The organism is Corallococcus sp. AB049A (assembly GCF_003668885.1).
GTDB lineage: Bacteria > Myxococcota > Myxococcia > Myxococcales > Myxococcaceae > Corallococcus > Corallococcus interemptor.
Genome location: NZ_RAWL01000990.1, coordinates 1 through 475 on the forward strand (window position 1 = coordinate 1; position 475 = coordinate 475).

Annotated in this window: 1 protein-coding gene; it reads left to right on the forward strand. The window is 62.3% G+C overall.

Annotated features, from left to right (window positions below):
- On the forward strand, positions 1-355 hold a 355-nt coding region (locus tag D7X55_RS46105), incomplete at its 5' end, for a hypothetical protein (RefSeq protein WP_199747378.1).
- Positions 356-475 lie beyond the last annotated feature (120 nt).

A 475-nucleotide genomic window follows, 5' to 3' on the forward strand; every position in this document is an offset into this window, starting at 1 on the left:
CTTCATCACCGACATCGAAGGCAAGCAGTGGAAGGAGCCGATCACGCCGCCGCGCGCCTCCAGTCGCAATGAAGAGCTCGAGCAGGCACTGGCCAACGCCACGGTGCTCGACACCCTGCCCAACGATCCCGACCACATCCTGGTGGTCAACGGTTCGGGCAGCAGTTCCGGTGACGTCTACAAGGTCGACCTGCGCAACTTCACCTCCCAGCGCATCCAGAAGACCGAAGAGCGCGTGGCGGGCTATCTCACCGACCTGGACAGTGAACTGCGGGCACGCCTGCGGCAGGACGTCGACGGTACCGGCGCCTACGTCGCCACCGAGTTCCGCTCGCCTGCCAACGGTGCCTGGTAGGAGCATTTCCGCTCCTACGTGAAGAACCGCGACGTTAACCAGGTGATCGGCTTTGCCGATGATCCGAACATCGCGTTCGTACTCAGCAATGTCGGCCGCGACAAATCAATCGTCTACGAG